We start from the raw sequence: 14521 nt of genomic DNA, 5'->3' as shown, positions 1-14521 counted from the left end.
GGCCCGCGCCAGCCCGACCACGCTGAGGAACGGCAGCGGGTGCCGCCGTCGGCAGCTTCAGTCCAACGACCAGATGCCGGAGTAGTCGATCGGGGGCCACCCCCACGAGTCGCCGCGCTTGACCATCCCGGTGTTGTCGCTGAGCGCCTGGCGAATCGTGACCATCGACTTGTCGATCCGCTCGCTGTACTCGCGCAGCGCCATGACAGCTGCGACGAGCAGCCCGAGCACGACGGCAGCGGTACCGATGGCGTCAACCGGTGCGGCCGGCGCACCAATCAGGCTGTCAAGCAGTCCGATCGCCGCTATCAACCCGACCACGAACGTCAGGAGTGCGGCCACCAGGGCGAGCCAGAAGGCGAGGATGCCATGACCCAGGTCCGTCAGCACGGCTTGGATCTTCTCCGCCACGGGCTTGATCGTCGCGATTGCCCTTGCCTGCGCGTCCGCCGATGCCGCGTACGCCGATGCCGCCGACCCCGTCCAATCGCCGTGAACCTTCATGCCGTAGGCCGATATCGTCTGACTCAGCTCGCTCACCGGCGCGCCGACGTTGGCGTTCCAGTATTCGCCAACACGGAAGAGCGCCCACGGGAACCCCGGCTCGGCCAGATGCATCTGCATCTCGTCGAAAATTCGATCCTTGAGCTCCAGGAAGTCGCTCCAAGCCCGTTTGATCGCTCCCGCTCCTACCCCGAGCGGCAGGCGGCCCAGAACTTCGTTCAATCGGTCACCCAGTTCGACGGTAAGGTGTTGAACCCGTTCCATGTGCTGATTTACCTCGCCGAGCAGCCGCTCGGCGTCCCGCTCCCACCAATCTGCCCCGACCGCAGTCATCGGGCCTCCCACACACGCTCGACCCGCGCAGCGGCCCCCTCGTCGGCCCGACCATAGTTTTCCGCTATGAACCGGAGCGTCGATTCCATGTCCGCCATCACCCCAGCCCCTTCCCGCAGAATCCTCGTCAGGAAACCCTGCAACTCGGCGTATCGGGCCCCAATGCCCGCCTCGTTCGGCAGGCGACCGAAGTGAAATCCGGTCAGGTCGAGGGATTCGGCGTGTCCCGCCGCCGTCGCCATGACCGCTGCTCCTTCCCTCCATCTCGCGGCATCTCGTTCGAGAACCTCGCGCGCCAGCGTGAGTTCTGCCTCGTCTGGATGCTGTTCCATGCACCTCACACCCCTCCGTCGGTTAGCTACCGAGGCCCAGCCGGCGTAACAGCGCGGCCGGATTGGCGGCGAGTTCCCTCACCTCCGCCACGGCGGGCAATGCCGCGAACGTGGACCCAGTCTGGAGATCCAGCTGTCGGTAGGATTCGAAGCAGGCCAACTCGACCTCGTCGGCGATGGCCCGGCCGGTCGGCTGCTGATGCAACCACCGCCGGCTGATTTCCACGGCCGTCACCTGGCCACCCGTCAGCCACACGGCGACCCGATCACCCTCGCGCCGCCCGCTGACCGGTTGCCTGACAGCCTCCGCTGCGCGGTGGCGGTAGTCATCCAGTTCGGACGCCGCGACCCGCAGAAGCTCGAGCATCCGGATCAACTCTTCGCCCCGGTCGCTGCCCTCCGTCGGCCGCTCGGTTTCGCCGCCCCAGGGTCGGACGTCGGTCTGTCGGCGATCGGTCAGTGGCCGATCGGGCGACGCCTCGGCGTCTGCTCGCTCGGCTACCCGCGCCGACCATGCCGCTACTCGATCGTTGGCCGCCTGAGTCGTCGCCTCCAGGATCGCCGCCTCCAACCGATCCGGGCCGAGATCGCGCCACCAGGACCGGTCGACCTCCATATGGGACACGCGCCCCTCGTCATTGAGGTGAGCGCGGACAGCGCCGGTCCGATCGGTGCCGGTACCCGTGACGCCGTCGATGTCCAGCCGCCAACCGATCAGCTCGGCCTGCTGGCGCAACCCGTCGAATCCATACTCGCTGTGCAAAGTCCCCCACACCTTCCGTTCGGACCAAGGGGTCAGCCCGTGCCGGCACCCGCCGCCGATCTACGTAGCCAGGTGACGGTCTCCACAGCGCCTGGACAACGTGCCACGGACAGCGCGCTGGCCAGCGCCAAGAGTTGATCCCGTGGTAGCTGGATGGCATCCGGGTTAGCGAGTCGAAGATGCACGGTCCTGCCCTCGGAGATGACTACGAGCACAGCCGCCATTGGTGCGGGTCCGATCACACCGGTACGGCGAACCGGACCGATGAGCGGCCTGTCGGTCACACGCACCGCCACGGAGGTGGCGCGGGAAAGCTCGACCGTCCGATCCCGGATGACTCGTACCGTAAGCCTGCTTCCCTCCAACCAGGCGTCGGTGCGTATCACCCTCGTGACCCGTAGCGCGGTATAGGCGACGACCGCCCCGGCAGCCAGTGTGGCCAGCGCGATCGGCAGCAGACCCCACCGCTCGGGGCCATCCGGATCGCCAGGAGCCAGGATGGCTATCCACACAAGGCCGAATAGGGCGCCGGCACACATCGCCGCGCCGGCGGCCAAGCCGCCGAGCAACACCATGAACACGACGCGGATCGCTCGGCTGCCGTGGAATCCTACTGACAGCCGATATCGATGCACCCCGCTCAGCACCCGGTCATGATGGCAGATCAGGGCGACACTGTGGGTGGTCGGTGTTGCGACAGTAGGTTAGCGATCCACCTGGGTGAAGTCCCAGACGTGTGGAGTACGGGCGAGCATCCGGGCCGGCGGGTCGGGCAGCGAGACCGGGCTGGCCCGCCACTTCGAGATGACCACCAGCCGGTTGTCGGTGGAGGAGAAGACCTCACTGGAGATGTGCAGCGGGTTGTGCTCCAGCTCCGGCAGTGCGGTGTCGCAGACCCAGGAGAGCAGGTCGGCGAAGCCGGCCGGCTCGGCGCGTACCTCCCACATTCGTACGATCACGTCGGCCATCACGCTCCCCACCGCCCTCGACGCCGCCGGAACACTACACGCTGACGATCGTGAGCGGCATGGCGGAATCCGCGGGCAGGTCCAGTCGGCTCGGCGCCACCCCCGCGGCGACCAGGTGCGAGCCGAGCGCCGCGACCATCGCGCCGTTGTCGGTGCAGAGCCTGGGCCGGGGTACCCGGACCCGGATGCCGTGTTTCGCCGCCCGCTCCTCGGCCAGCGCCCGCAGCCGGGAGTTCGCCGCCACGCCTCCGCCGAGCACCAGTGTCTCGACGCCCCGGTCCCGGCAGGCCGCGATCGCCTTGCCGGTCAGTACGTCGCAGACCGCCTCCTGGAACGAGGCGGCCACGTCCGGCACCGGCACCGGCTCACCGGCCCGCTGCTTCGCCTCCACCCAGCGGGCCACCGCCGTCTTGAGCCCGGAGAACGAGAAGTCGAACCGGTGCGCGGCGAGATCCTTCGGCGCGGTCAGCCCGCGCGGGAAGGCGATCGCGTCCGGGGTGCCGGAGCGTGCCTCCCGGTCGATCGGCGGACCGCCCGGGAACGGCAGCCCGAGCAGCCGGGCCACCTTGTCGAACGCCTCCCCGGCGGCGTCGTCGATGGTGGCGCCGAGTGGGGTGACCCCGGCGGCCAGGTCGTCCACCAGCAGCAGCGAGGAGTGTCCACCGGAGACCAGCAGTGCGATCGCCGGCTCGGGCAGCGGGCCGTGTTCGAGGGTGTCCACCGCGACGTGCGCGGCCAGGTGGTTGACCCCGTACACCGGCTTCTCGGCGGCCAGCGCGTAGCCCTTGGCGGCGGCCACCCCGACCAGCAGCGCGCCGGCCAGGCCGGGGCCGGCGGTGACCGCGATCGCGTCGATGTCGGCCAGGGTCACGCCGGCGTCGTCCAGCGCGCGGCGCATCGTCGGCACGATCGCCTCAAGGTGCGCCCGGCTGGCCACCTCCGGCACCACCCCACCGAACCGGGCATGCTCGTCCACACTGGACGCCAGCGCGTCGGCGAGTAGCGTGTGTCCGCGTACGACACCGACGCCGGTCTCGTCGCAGGACGTCTCGATCCCGAGGATGAGTGGTTCGTCAGCCATTGTCCGCCCGCTCCAGCTCGACCTGCATCACCAGCGCGTCGGTGTTGCTCGGTTGGTAGTAGCCGCGCCGCACGCCCACCGGCTCGAAGCCGTACGCCGCGTAGAGCCGCTGGGCCGGAGCGTTGTCCACCGCCACCTCCAGCAGTACCCGGCGTACGCCGCGCCGGGTGGCCTCGGCCAGCAGCTCGACCAGCAGCATCCGGCCGATGCCGGTCCGCTGGGCGTCCCGCCGCACGGCCACGTTCTGCACCCACGCCTCGTCCGGCGGGACGACGGCGAGCCCGGCGTACCCGATCAGCGCGTCGGTGGCGTCCAGCGCCGCGAGATAGTAGTGCCGGTTCGCCAGTTCGTTCCAGAACATCGCCGCCGACCACTGCTCGACGCCGAACAGCTCCGCCTCGATCGGCAGCGCCTCGGAGATGTGCCACCAGCGGAACGGGCCCAGCCTGACCGTGTGCGCCATGCCCTCGTCGACCACCGCCCGCACTGAACCCTTTTCCACCCCCCCGCGCGGTCCGGCCGAACGCCGGTACGGAGGCGGTGCCTGAGCGCCACGCGGTTCAGGTTGAAAAGGGTTCACTGGAGGACCGGCTTGCGCCCGGCCGCCGCCACCGCGTCCGGCCGGCGCAAATAGAGCGGGGTGAGCTGGTCACCGGGGGCGCCGGCCCGGACCCGCTCGGCCGCCAGCTCCGCCAGGGCGTACGGCGGAGGGTAGAGCGGCCCGGCTCCCGGTGGCAGCCCGAGGATGTCGGCGTACCGGCGGGCCCCCTCGCCGACCGCGACCCGGACACCCAGCTCCCTGGCCCGCTCGGCGACGGCGGCCGGGGTGTCGACCTCCGGCCCGGCCAGCCGTTGGCCGGCCAGGTCGTAGACCGCCCAGTAGATCTCCCGGCGCCGGGCGTCGGTGGCCACCAGCACCGGCCCCGACTCCGCAGCCGCCGCCCCGGACCGCGGGTGGGTCGCGGCGTGTCCGATGGCGTCGAGCGAGGGTACGCCGTAGGTGGGGATGCCCAGCGTCTGCCCCATGCTCGCCGCGGTGACCAGGCCGACCCGCAGCCCGGTGAACGGCCCGGGCCCGACCCCGGCAACCACGGCCGCCAGGTCGGCCGGGCGGGCACCGGCCTCGGCGAGCAGCTCGGAGACCTGCGGCGCGAGCAGTTCGCCGTGAGCCCGGGCGTCGACGACGCTGCGCTCGCCGCGCGGCGCGACCGCGTCGGCGGTGATCTCCGCCAGCGCGGCGGTCACCGCCGGGGTCGAGGAGTCCAGCACGAGTACGAGCACATAGGCACCCTAACCGGACGGTCCCCCGGCGCTGGGCGCGCCCCGGGGCGATGGCGGCGGTGAGCCTCGGTGCGCTGAGAGCACCACCCGTCAGCGGACCGACAGGTCCCAGTCGACGGTGGGCCGGCCGGCGTCCGCGAGCGCCTTGTTGCAGGCGCTGAAGGGGCGACTGCCGAGGAACCCACGCGGGTTCATCGGGCTCGGGTGGCCGGCCTCCAGCACCACGTGCGCCGGATTGGTGACCAGCGCGGCCTTCTTGCGCGCGTATCCGCCCCAGAGCAGGAAGACGATCCGCTCCGGGCGGGCGTCGAGGGCCTTGATGGTGGCGTCGGTGAACGCTTCCCAACCCTTGTTGCCGTGCGAGCCCGGGGCCGCCTGCCGGACGGTCAGCACCGCGTTGAGCAGCAGCACGCCCTGGCTCGCCCAGCGGGTCAGGTTGCCGCCGCGCGACACCGGCACCCCGAGGTCGTCGGCGAGCTCCTTGAAGACGTTGCGCAGCGACGGCGGCACCGAGACACCGTCCCGGACGCTGAAGCTGAGCCCGTGCGCCTGCCCCGCCTTGTGGTACGGGTCCTGACCGAGGATCAGCACCCGGCAGTCCTCGGGCGCGCAGAGCCGGTAGGCGGCGAAGAGGTCCGCCAGGGGCGGGAAGACGGTCTGGGTCGCGTATTCGCCGGCGACGAACTCGCTCAACGCGGCGGTCCGGGCCGCGTCGAGGTGCGGGTCCAGCGCCACCCGCCAGGCCGGAGGCAGCAGGGCTGGAAGATCCAGGGTCATCGGTAACCTTTCGAGCGCCGCGAACGTTTCCCGCACTCTAGAAGTCCGGTACGACAGCCGGAAACCTCAGCGCAGCCCGGCGAGCCTGTCGGCCCAGTCCCCGCCGACCGGCACCAGCTCGATCCGCCGGGTGTCGTCGTCCCGCCGGTCGATGAGCACCCGCAGATGCGTGTCGGCGAGGTGCTCGACCATGCCCTCCCCCCACTCGACCACGGTGACCGCGTCGTCCACCGAGGCGTCCAGGTCGAGATCGTCGATCTCGGCCCGGGGGTCGACCGCACTGCCCAGCCGGTACGCGTCCGCGTGCACCAGCGTCACCCGGCCACCTCGGGCCGGATCGGGCCGGTGCACCCGGGCGATCACGAAGGTCGGCGAGGTGATCTCGCCGCGTACCCCCAGCCCGGCGGCGATCCCCTGCACCAGGGCGGTCTTGCCGGCGCCCAGCGGGCCGGTGAGCACCAGCAGGTCCCCGGTGCGGAGCAGCCCGCCGAGCCGCCGCCCGAACTCGTGGGTGTCCGCCACCGTCGGCAGCTCGTGGACCAGTTCGGCACCGTGCAACGCGTCTCTCATCCGGACAGCTCAGTCCCTTCCTCGGCCGGGCAGCCGGTCGAGGAAGTCCAGCAGTGCCGTGTTGACCTCGTCGGCGTGTTCCAGCATCACCACGTGCCCGCTGTCGGGCACCTTGACGTACTCGGCGTCCGGCAGCCATCCGACGATCTCCTCGGAGTGGGTGACCGGAGTGATCATGTCGCGCTCACCCACGATGACGAGCGTCGGCGTGTTCCGCAGCGCGGCCAGCACCGGATAGCGGGCATGGGTGTAGATGGTGCGCAGGTAGCGGGCCACCGTCTCGGTCGAGGTCCGCGAGTTCATCCTCTCCACATAGGAGACCAGCGCCGGGCTCGGGGTGGGGGTGCCGAAGCCGTACCGGCGGGTGAGCAGCCAGGCCAGGTTTGCCGAGGCGCGCCGGGCCCGGTCGATCACGCTGCCGGTCAGCCGGGTGGCGTTGTCGACCACCGGCAGCAGTGGTGCGCCGGCCCGGGCCACGATCGTCGGAAGGCCGAACTTCGTCTCCGCCACCAGCCCACCCGAGGTGGCCATCAGCACCGTGCCGATCACCCGCTCGGCGAACAGCTCCGGATAGCGCTCCGCGAACGCCATGACGGTCATGCCGCCCATCGAGTGCCCGATCAGCACCAGCGGCCCGGTCGGCGCCGTCCGGTCGATCACCGACCGGAGCGTCTCGCCGAGCGACTGAAGCTGGTACTCGCCGGACTTCAGCCGGCCAGACCGGCCGTGCCCCGGCTGGTCGTAGAAGACCATCCGGTCCTCGCCCAGCTCGGTGAGGATCTTGCGCTGGAAGTGGAAGGTCCCCATGTCCAGGCAGAAGCCGTGCACGAAGACCAGGGTCGGCCGCCCCGGACCGGCCGGCGGCCCGACCAGTTCCACGTGGATGTCGGTGCCGTCGGGGGTGGAGACGGTGCAGGACTCGTCGTAGGGCAGCGCCCCGAACGGCTCCGCCGCGTACCGGTCGCCGGGTGCGGTCTTGGAACGGCGTACCACGGCCCGCTCGGCGGCCACCCCGGCGGCGATGCCGGCCGCCGCGACCCCGGCCGCCGCGCCGATGAGGCCGGCCACCCGGAGAATTCCGGTCCGGTTCTGGGTACGCCCGGACGGCTGCCGCTGCACCGGCAGCCGGGACACTCGCAACCCCGGCTCACTCCTCGCACTCACGATGCGCTCCGAGTTCGTGACTGCGGGGCTCGCAACCCCGGCTCACTCCTCGCACTCACGACGCGCTCCGAGTTCGTGACTGCGGGGCTCGCAACCCCGGCTCACTCCTCGCACTCACGACGCGCCCCGAGTTCGTGACTGCGGGGCTCGCAACCCCGGCTCACTCCTCGCACTCACGACGCGCCCCGAGTTCGTGACTGCGGGGCTCGCAACCCCGGCTCACTCCTCGCACTCACGACGCGCTCCGTCGTAGATCCGGGGTACCCGGACCCCGCCGAACCGGGTGACGATCTCGTAGTTGATGGTGCCGACCGCCTCGGCCCAGTCGTCGGCGGTCGGTCCGCCGTCCGCGCCGCTGCCGAAGAGCGTCGCCACGTCGCCCGGGGCGACCGGGTCGTCGCCGCAGTCCAGCACGATCTGGTCCATGCAGACCCGACCGGCGATCCGCCGCCGGGCACCGGCGAGCTGGACCGGGCCGACGTTCGAGGCGTGCCGGGGCACCCCGTCGGCGTAACCCAGCGGCACGACGGCCAGGGTCGTCTCCCGCTCGGTCCGGTAGGTGTGCCCGTAGGAGATCCCGGTGCCGGCCGGTACCCGCTTGGTGAGCGTCACCCGGGCCCGGGCGGTCATCGCCGGCCGCAGCCCGAACCGCTCGCCCGGCACCGGCGACAGCCCGTACATGGCGATGCCGGGGCGGACCAGGTCGAAGTGGGTGTCGGGCCGGGTCAGCGTGGCCGCCGAGTTGGCCAGGTGCCGGTAGCGGGGGCGCAGCCCGGCCCGCTCGGCCAGGGCCAGTCCCTCGGCGAAGACCGCGAGTTGCCGGTCGGTGGTGGCGTTCGTGGGCACGTCGGCGCAGACCAGGTGGCTCCAGACCCCGACCACCTCGATCAGCCCGTCGGCCTGGGCCTTCGCCGCCGCGTCGAGCAGCTCGGGCCAGTCGTCGACGGTCGCGCCGCCCCGGGACAGGCCAGTGTCGATCTTGAGATGGGCCCGGGCCGGTCGGCCGGCCCGCTCGGCGGCGGCGGCCAGCTCGGCGAGCTGGCCGAGACTGGCGGCGGCCAGGTCGATCCCGGCGGTCACCCCCTCGTGCAGCGCCAGCCCGGGCGCCAGCAGCCAGGCCAGCACCGGCGCGGTGATCCCGGCCCGCCGCAGCGTCAACGCCTCGTCCAGGGTGCAGACGCCCAACCAGTCCGCTCCGGCGTCGAGCGCCGCCCCGGCGACCGGCAGCATGCCGTGGCCGTACCCGTCGCCCTTGACCACGGCCATCAGCTCGGCGCCCGTCCCGGACCGCAGTCGGGCGACGTTGTCGCGGATCGCGTCAAGATCGACACGTACCTCGGCCTGCCACATATGTTCAGCCTACTGAACAGTAGATCGAATGTGCCCCGGGTGGCGTGACCAGGACAGTCCGGCGGTCACCGGGGCAGCCTGGCGATCACCGGGCGCAGCGCGGCGACCACGTCGGCGGCGATCACCGGGCCGCGCCGGGCCGCCTCCTGGCCGGCCAGACCGTGCAGGTAAGCGGCGGCGGTCGCCGCCCGCTCCGCCGGCAGGCCGGCGGCGAGCAGCGAGCCGAGCAACCCGGCGAGTACGTCCCCGGTGCCGCCGGTGGCCAGCGCCGGGGTACCGGTCGGGTTGGCGAAGGCCCGTCCGTCCGGGGTGGCGATCACCGTCCGGTCGCCCTTGAGGAGTACCACCGCGTTCATCCAGGTGGCCAGTTGCAGCGCGGCCCCCACCCGGTCGCCACCGGGCGGCTCACCGCAGAGCCGGGCGTACTCGCGGTCGTGCGGGGTGACCACGATCGGCGCGTCCCGGTCCCGCAGCCGCTCCGCCATCGAGCCGTCCACCAGCAGGGTGAGCGCGTCCGCGTCCAGCACCACCGGCACCGGGGCGGCGAGTACGCAGCGCAGCTCGGTGGCGGCGGTGGCGTCGGTGCCGAGCCCGGAGCCGCAGACCCAGGACTGCACCCGGCCGGCGTCGTTGACCCGTTCGGCGGCGACCACCGACGGATAGCGGCGCAGCACCTCGGCACGGGCGCCACCGGCGTACCGGATCATGCCGGTCGGTCCGGCGACCGCGCCACCGACCGAGAGCACCGCCGCACCCGGGTACGTCGCCGAACCCGTGGCCAGCCCCACCACGCCCCGGCTGTACTTCTCCTCCTCGGGACCGAGCCGGGGCCACCAGTCGCACACGTCCGACCACTCGGTGATCCGTACCGCCGCGGTGCCCCGCAGCCACGGGCCGAGCCCGATGTCGACCAGCTCGACCTGCCCGGCCCGGGGTGCGGCCGCCCCGACCACCAGGGCGGGCTTCAGGCAGCCGAAGGTGACCGTCAGGTCGGCGGTCACCGTGCTGGGCAGGCCGACGGAGCGCGGCACGTCGCCGGTGTCCACCTCGACCCCGCTCGGCACGTCCACCGCCACCACCGGCGGCCGGTCCCCGGAGCGGCCGGTCAGGCCGGGCAGTCCGGCCACCAGCCGGGCCGCCGGCTCGCGCAGCCCGCCCGAGCCACCGATCCCGACGATCCCGTCCAGCACCAGGTCGGCGCGGTCCGGCAGCCCGTCCACCACCCGCCCGCCGGCCGCCCGGAACGCGGCGAGGCCGCCCTGGTGCACCCGCCCGGAGGCCAGCAGCACCGCACTCACCGCCGCGCCCCGACCGGCGAGCCGGGCACCCGCGAAGAGGGTGTCGCCACCGTTGTCGCCGGAGCCGACGAGCAGCAGCACCCGGGCACCGTAGACCCCGCCGCCGCGCTCGGCGAGCAGCCGGGAGCAGTGCCCGGCCAGCCCGCCGGCGGCGCGTCGCATCAGGGTGCCGGCCGGCAGCGTGTCCATCAGGGCCCGCTCGGCGGCGCGCACGTCCGCCACACGCCACGCCGCCCTCATCGCTGCGCCGCCCTCGTCACGCTGCCGCCCTCATCGCTGCGCCGTCCTCGTCACGCTGCCGTCCGCATCACGCGCCGCCTTCGCTGCCTGGTCCTCATCGCTCCGCCACCACCATCGCCGAGGCGATCCCACCGTCGTGCGACAGCGACAGGTGCCAGCGCTGTACCCCGCGTTCGGTGGCGGCGGCGGCGACGGCGCCGGCGACCGTCAGCCACGGCCGCCCGTCCGGGTCGGCGACCACCTCGCAGTCGTGCCAGTGCAGCCCGGCCGGGGCGCCCAGCGCCTTGGCCACCGCCTCCTTCGCGGCGAACCGGGCGGCGAGCGACTCGGCCGAACGCGGATTACCCGACACGGTGACCCGTTCCGCCTCCGTGAAGAGCCGGTCGGCCAGCAGCGGGGTGCGGGCGAGCGCCCGGGCGAACCGATCCACCAGCACGACGTCGATGCCGACCGCGACGATCACCGCCTCACCCTACCGGCGGGCACCGCACCGCACACTCCACCGTGGCCGGCCCACTCCACCGTTGCCGGCTCACTCCACGGTTACCGACTTGGCCAGGTTGCGCGGCTGGTCGACGTCGTGCCCCCGGGCAGCGGCGATCTCGCAGGCGAGCACCTGCAACGGCACCGTGGTCACCAGCGGGGCCAGCAGGGTCGGGGTACGCGGTACGTAGATCAAGTGGTCCGCGTACGGCGCAACCGCCTCGTCGCCCTGCTCGGCGATCACGATCGTGCGGGCGCCCCGGGCCCGGATCTCCTGGATGTTGGAGACGATCTTGTCGTGCAGCATGCCCCGACCGGCCGGGGACGGCACGATGCAGACCACCGGGGTGCCCTGGTCGATCAGCGAGATCGGGCCGTGCTTCAACTCGCCCGCCGCGAACCCCTCGGCGTGCATGTAGGCGAGTTCCTTGAGCTTGAGCGCACCCTCCAGGGCGACCGGGAAGCCCACGTGCCGGCCGATGAAGAGCACCGTCGGCGCGGTCTTGAGCTCGCGGGCGAGTTCCCGTACCGGTTCGATGCCGGCGAGCAGTTCGCGGAGCTTCTCCGGCATCTCCTGGAGCTGGTCCACCACCGCGGCCACCTCGTCGGCGTACTTGATGCCGCGCACCTGGGCCAGGTGCAAACCGATCAGGTAGCAGGCCACCACCTGGGTGAGGAACGCCTTGGTGGAGGCGACCGCGACCTCTGGACCACCGTGCGTGTAGAGCACGGCGTCGGACTCGCGGGGGATGGTGGAGCCGTTGGTGTTGCAGATCGCCAGCACCCGGGCCTTCTGCTCCTTGGCGTGCCGCAACGCCATCAGGGTGTCCATGGTCTCGCCGGACTGGGAGATCGCCACGACCAGGGTGGACCGGTCGAGGACCGGGTCGCGGTAGCGGAACTCGCTGGCCAGCTCGACCTCGCAGGGGATCCGGGTCCAGTGCTCGATGGCGTACTTCGCCACCATGCCGGCGTGGTAGGAGGTGCCGCAGGCGACGATGAAGATCTTGTCGGCGTCCCGCAGGTCCTGGTCGGAGAGGCGGACCTCGTCCAGCACGATCTCGCCGGTCTCCTTGAGCCGGCCGAGCAGGGTGTCCGCGATCGCCTGCGGCTGCTCGGCGATCTCCTTCAGCATGAAGTAGTCGTAGCCGCCCTTCTCGGCGGCGGAGGCGTCCCAGTCGATGTGGAAGTCCTTGCCGGTGGCCGGCGCACCGGTGAAGTCGGTGATCTCGATGGCCTCCGAGGTGATGAGTACGACCTGGTCCTGACCCAGTTCGACCGCGTCCCGGGTGTGCTCGATGAACGCCGAGACGTCGCTGGCCAGGTAGTTCTCCCCGACCCCGCGCCCGACCACCAGCGGTGAGTTGCGTCGGGCCCCGACCACCGCGCCGGGGATCGCGGCGTCCACCGCGAGCAGCGTGAACGCCCCCTCCAGCCGCTGGCAGACCTGCCGCATCGCGGTGGCCAGCAGCGCCGGCCCGTCGGGCTCGCCTGCGGCGCGCAGCCGGGCGAGCTCACCGGCGAGCAAATGCGCGGCGCACTCGGTGTCGGTGTCGCTGGTGAACTCGACGCCGTCGGCCTCCAGTTCGGCGCGGAGCTTGGCGAAGTTCTCGATGATGCCGTTGTGGATCACGGCCACCCGGCCGTCGGCGGCCCGGTGCGGGTGGGCGTTGCGGTCGGTGGGCCCACCGTGGGTGGCCCACCGGGTGTGACCGATGCCGGTGGTCCCGGCGCCGATGCCGAATGCGGCACCGTCGTCGGTCGCCGGCCGCTCGGCGAGCGCCTTCTCCAGGTTGGCCAGCTTGCCGGCCCTCTTCTCGGTCAGCAGCTCGCCGTCGGAGACGACCGCCACGCCGGCCGAGTCGTAGCCGCGGTACTCCAGCCGCCGCAACCCGTCCAGCACGATGCTCAGCGCCGGCCTGGCGCCGGCGTAACCCACGATTCCGCACATGGCCCGCAGCCTAACCTAAGTTCGCTCATCTAGCCTGCTCGAAAGGTGCCTGTTCGATCACCGAATCTGCTCGGTATCCTGGCCCGCCCGGAGAACCGGGCGAGCACCCGTTCTGCCAGCCCGCCCGCCCTTCACCGGTACATCGCGCCCAGCGAGGACGAGGTACCGTGACTGGCGCATTCGTTGCCATCTCCTCCGGCGCCTCCCCTGCCCGCCGCCCCCCTGCTGTCCGCCATATCTGGAGTCAGACCCGATGACCGACTCGCCGCCTCCGCCCAACCCGTACGACCCCTCCGCCGAGCACGAGCCGCCGACAACGAAGTTCGGCCCGCCACAGCAGCCCCGCCCGGACAACCCGGCCGAGGAGGAGGACGACGCCCCGACGACCAGGTACGCCCCGCCGCAGCCCCCCGGCTACGGCCAGCCGCCCCAGCCGGGCACCTACGGGCAGCCCCCGGCCCAACCGGGCGGGTACGGCCAGCCGCCGGCCCAACCGGGCGCGTACGGCCAGCCCCCGGCCCAACCCGGCACGTACGGCCAGCCGCCGCAGGCCAACCCGTACGGGCAGCCGGCCTGGGGGCAGCCGCCGCAGGCGGCCGGGTACGGCCAACCCCAGCAGCAGCCGAATCCGTACGCCCAGCCGCAGCAGGCCAACCCGGGCCAGCCGCCGGCCCCGGCCTACGGTGCCGGCCCGGCGTACCCGCCGCAGTCCGGCCCACCAGCCACGCCATACCCCACCAGCGGGGCGCCGAACCAGCAGGACGCCGGTTACGGCGTCTACCCGCCGCAGTCCAGCCCTCCCGGGACCGACCCCTACGCGGCGGCCAGCGCCGGCGGCTACCCCGGATACGGCCAGCCGGGGCAACCCGGACAGCCGGGACAGCCCGGACAGCCCGGGTACCCCGGCGGACCGTTCCCGCCGGCACCGCCGAAGAAGAGCAACAAGACCATGATCATCGTGATCGTGGGCGTGGTGGTGGTCGTACTGCTGGCCTGCGTCGGCCTCTGCCTCGGCCCGCTGTCGTTCATGGACCGGTTGCGGGACTCGGTCGAGACGAGCCTCGACGCCACCCCGGGCCCGTCCACCGGGGACGGGCAGGACGGGGGCGACCGGGGCAGCAGCGGCCAGACGGTGGTCTACGAGGTGACCGGGGAGGGCCGGGTCGCACTCTCCTACATCGACGGTGCCGGCAAGCAGGTGCACTCCTCCTCGGTCGAACTGCCGTGGCGGAAGGAGGTCAAGATCCCCGAAAACAAGCTGAAGACGGTGGTGGCGATCCGCACCGGCGGTGGCTCCGGCGACATCTCCTGCAAGATCACGGTCGATGGCGAGGTCACCGTGGACAAGGCCTCCAGCGGCAACTACGCGACCGTCACCTGCTCGGACTTCGGGATCTGACCCGATGGCGTACGCCCCTCTAGGGTG

At 72.2% G+C, this 14521-nt stretch carries 16 protein-coding genes; 1 reads left to right on the top strand and 15 read right to left on the bottom strand.

Annotated elements, in window-relative coordinates; genetic code table 11:
- Positions 1 to 57: 57 nt before the first annotated feature.
- The 15 genes from ABNF97_RS15795 to glmS form a co-directional block, all read right to left on the bottom strand.
- Positions 58 to 837: a hypothetical protein gene (locus tag ABNF97_RS15795; RefSeq protein ID WP_130462024.1), complete on the bottom strand. Its 780-nt coding sequence runs from the start codon at positions 835 to 837 to the stop codon at positions 58 to 60.
- A complete protein-coding gene (locus ABNF97_RS15790) occupies positions 834 to 1169 on the bottom strand; it encodes a hypothetical protein (RefSeq protein ID WP_349338971.1) in 336 nt (111 codons plus the stop codon). Before ABNF97_RS15790 ends, ABNF97_RS15795 begins: the two co-directional genes overlap by 4 nt.
- A gap of 22 nt (positions 1170 to 1191) precedes the next feature.
- Positions 1192 to 1932: a hypothetical protein gene (locus ABNF97_RS15785; protein ID WP_130462022.1), complete on the bottom strand. Its 741-nt coding sequence runs from the start codon at positions 1930 to 1932 to the stop codon at positions 1192 to 1194.
- 32 nt (positions 1933 to 1964) lie between these two features.
- The gene (locus tag ABNF97_RS15780) at positions 1965 to 2579 is read right to left on the bottom strand and encodes a hypothetical protein (RefSeq protein ID WP_130462021.1); all 615 of its coding nucleotides are present in this window, start codon (positions 2577 to 2579) and stop codon (positions 1965 to 1967) included.
- 57 nt (positions 2580 to 2636) lie between these two features.
- Complete coding sequence (locus tag ABNF97_RS15775; RefSeq protein ID WP_130465829.1) at positions 2637 to 2891, bottom strand: hypothetical protein; 255 nt, start codon at positions 2889 to 2891, stop codon at positions 2637 to 2639.
- 43 nt (positions 2892 to 2934) lie between these two features.
- Positions 2935 to 3981 (bottom strand): tRNA (adenosine(37)-N6)-threonylcarbamoyltransferase complex transferase subunit TsaD, encoded by a 1047-nt coding sequence (gene tsaD / locus ABNF97_RS15770; RefSeq protein WP_130462020.1) that lies wholly within the window; start codon positions 3979 to 3981, stop codon positions 2935 to 2937.
- On the bottom strand, positions 3974 to 4444 hold the full coding sequence (gene rimI / locus ABNF97_RS15765) for a ribosomal protein S18-alanine N-acetyltransferase (protein WP_130465828.1): 471 nt from the start codon (positions 4442 to 4444) through the stop codon (positions 3974 to 3976). The genes tsaD and rimI overlap by 8 nt, the downstream gene beginning before the upstream one ends.
- 113 nt (positions 4445 to 4557) lie before the next feature.
- Positions 4558 to 5262, bottom strand: a complete 705-nt coding sequence (gene tsaB, locus ABNF97_RS15760; protein ID WP_349338970.1) for a tRNA (adenosine(37)-N6)-threonylcarbamoyltransferase complex dimerization subunit type 1 TsaB — start codon at positions 5260 to 5262, stop codon at positions 4558 to 4560.
- Between the two features lie 90 nt (positions 5263 to 5352).
- Positions 5353 to 6039 carry a uracil-DNA glycosylase gene (locus ABNF97_RS15755; protein ID WP_349338969.1) on the bottom strand — a complete coding sequence of 229 codons (687 nt, stop codon included), beginning with the start codon at positions 6037 to 6039 and terminating at the stop codon, positions 5353 to 5355.
- Between the two features lie 66 nt (positions 6040 to 6105).
- Positions 6106 to 6609 (bottom strand): tRNA (adenosine(37)-N6)-threonylcarbamoyltransferase complex ATPase subunit type 1 TsaE, encoded by a 504-nt coding sequence (gene tsaE, locus ABNF97_RS15750; protein ID WP_130462017.1) that lies wholly within the window; start codon positions 6607 to 6609, stop codon positions 6106 to 6108.
- Positions 6610 to 6618: 9 nt separating this feature from the next.
- A complete protein-coding gene (locus ABNF97_RS15745; RefSeq protein WP_349339006.1) occupies positions 6619 to 7686 on the bottom strand; it encodes an alpha/beta fold hydrolase in 1068 nt (355 codons plus the stop codon).
- Positions 7687 to 7992: 306 nt separating this feature from the next.
- The gene (gene alr, locus ABNF97_RS15740; RefSeq protein WP_349338968.1) at positions 7993 to 9123 is read right to left on the bottom strand and encodes an alanine racemase; all 1131 of its coding nucleotides are present in this window, start codon (positions 9121 to 9123) and stop codon (positions 7993 to 7995) included.
- Between the two features lie 65 nt (positions 9124 to 9188).
- Positions 9189 to 10661: an NAD(P)H-hydrate dehydratase gene (locus ABNF97_RS15735; RefSeq protein WP_349338967.1), complete on the bottom strand. Its 1473-nt coding sequence runs from the start codon at positions 10659 to 10661 to the stop codon at positions 9189 to 9191.
- A 94-nt stretch (positions 10662 to 10755) separates the two neighbouring features.
- Entirely contained in the window at positions 10756 to 11124 is a 369-nt protein-coding gene (locus tag ABNF97_RS15730; RefSeq protein WP_349338966.1) for a holo-ACP synthase, read from the bottom strand.
- Positions 11125 to 11193: 69 nt separating this feature from the next.
- On the bottom strand, positions 11194 to 13095 hold the full coding sequence (glmS, locus tag ABNF97_RS15725) for a glutamine--fructose-6-phosphate transaminase (isomerizing) (RefSeq protein ID WP_130462013.1): 1902 nt from the start codon (positions 13093 to 13095) through the stop codon (positions 11194 to 11196).
- 253 nt (positions 13096 to 13348) lie between these two features.
- Between glmS and ABNF97_RS15720 the strand changes: the two genes are divergently transcribed.
- A complete protein-coding gene (locus tag ABNF97_RS15720) occupies positions 13349 to 14494 on the top strand; it encodes an MmpS family transport accessory protein (protein ID WP_349338965.1) in 1146 nt (381 codons plus the stop codon).
- The last annotated feature ends 27 nt before the right edge of the window (positions 14495 to 14521 follow it).

This window comes from Plantactinospora sp. B6F1 (assembly GCF_040120695.1).
Lineage (GTDB): Bacteria > Actinomycetota > Actinomycetes > Mycobacteriales > Micromonosporaceae > Plantactinospora.
This window is presented reverse-complemented; position numbering and strand designations above follow the sequence as displayed.